Origin of the sequence: Bacteroides sp. 1_1_14, from assembly GCF_000162515.1 — a bacterium.
In the GTDB taxonomy this organism is placed as follows: domain Bacteria; phylum Bacteroidota; class Bacteroidia; order Bacteroidales; family Bacteroidaceae; genus Bacteroides; species Bacteroides thetaiotaomicron.
On sequence record NZ_GG774734.1, the window covers coordinates 1 to 1,667 of the forward strand.

Below are 1,667 nucleotides of genomic sequence, written 5' to 3' on the forward strand. Positions count from 1 at the left end.
GTTAACCTTAAATCTAATACTATGAAAACACATTGCAAAGATACGGACTTCTGCGAACTTTGCAAATTATCCAAGAAAAATAGTATGTTTTATAACATTGATTAAGAATTTGAATTCTCGATTCTATTTTTATTAAGAGATTTCCTGATCTTATCTCTTGTTCCTAGTGAGTAGCTGCATACCATGCTGTTTCTTCTTTTTTTGAGGCCAGCGAGTGCGTACTTGGATCGGAGATTGTAATACCGGAGAAGGTATTGATTTTCACTTCTCCTCTGCTCATCGAATAGAAATATTCTGTATTTCTTTTGAATGGCACCGTACGATTGAGCTGTTCGTTGAATCGTGCCACTAGAGTTTCATCAGGGCATAATTTTGAAACATAGTCACCATAGTCAAAGAAGATAACCGGATAATATCCGTCCAGTCTCTGTAAAGAACTGGTTAGTGAAGGATCAAAAGTATATCGATGATTAATTTCTTTCATAATAGTTGCCAGGTTATCAAGTTCTGAGCAATCAGTGACAGCGATTGTTCCGCAGGGTGTGCTATAAGTGGAATAAAAAGAGTAAAAACCGTCACAGATACCGGCATAATCTACTTTCCCAATTAGATACTGACCTATCTCGGCGTATGGCATACCATACGCCATCACTTCACTTGTAGATCCTATCAGATAATCAGTCACATCTTTGAGAGCGTAGGCTACTTCAATGCTTGACATATAGCAGTCGTCAAAGAGTATATATTCCATTTTAAGTCCGGCATTGGATATTCCTTTGGCAAGTGTGGTTATATCAGTCTGATATTGGGCATTTAATCCTCCGAAGTAGCGTGTCATTGGTACATTTTCGTATTCCCAGTGCATTTTGGTACGAAGACCGCTACGTGATTTAGAATTTGATACGGGTATCCATCCCATGCCATGACAGCCGATAACCATCGAATAGCGTTTGGTGGGAGAGTAGCGTTGCACGTCATTTAGGATGGATGTGATACCTTCTGCTGTGGTATATGCAGGATCTGTATAGTTCTTTAGAGTTTTACGCACACTCTTGCCGTTCTCATAAGCGAGTTCAAAAAGAGTGGCTTTCGTTGCTGTGGTACACATGAAAATGATTATCCGTTCATCCTTCAAGATATTCTTTTCAACTACACTTTCAAGGTCGCTGATGTTCTGATAGAAATTGGATGTGAGATTATCAGACCAGGGGAGATACATGAATACCGTTTGTTCTGTAGGTACCGGAACTGGCTCTTCCTTTTCGCACGAAGTCATGCCAAAAGAAAGGAATAGTACGATGATAACTGATTTAATCAAATGGTGATATTTCCGCTCTGTCTTCATTGTTTTGTCAGGATTAAAGTTACTTCTTGATATATAACGTAAAAAGAGCACTTTTTGATTTATATATTCAGAATATAATCTGAATGTATCCTTTTCAAGTGTTACTGCAAATCTACTGAAAAATAACGTAATTCTACTATATACGAAAGTCCAATAGCTCACGTATGGACATAAAAAAAGGAGCAACGCCTTGCTCCAACCTTTGTTAACCTTAAATCTAATACTATGAAAAACACATTGCAAAGATACGGACTTCTGTGAACTTTGCAAATTATCCAAGAAAAATAGTATGTTTATAACATTGATTAAGAATTGAAATTCT

1 protein-coding gene is annotated in these 1,667 nt (G+C 37.4%); it reads right to left on the bottom strand.

Going from position 1 to position 1,667, the window contains the following annotated elements:
• Positions 1–163: 163 nt before the first annotated feature.
• A complete protein-coding gene (locus tag HMPREF9007_RS00160) occupies positions 164–1,345 on the bottom strand; it encodes a clostripain-related cysteine peptidase (RefSeq protein WP_008763906.1) in 1,182 nt (393 codons plus the stop codon).
• Positions 1,346–1,667: the final 322 nt, after the last annotated feature.

Excerpts from the sequence above, each read along its gene's own strand:
- HMPREF9007_RS00160 (WP_008763906.1), bottom strand. The coding sequence starts at position 1,345 with ATGAAGACAGAGCGGAAATATCACCATTTGATTAAATCAGTTATCATC.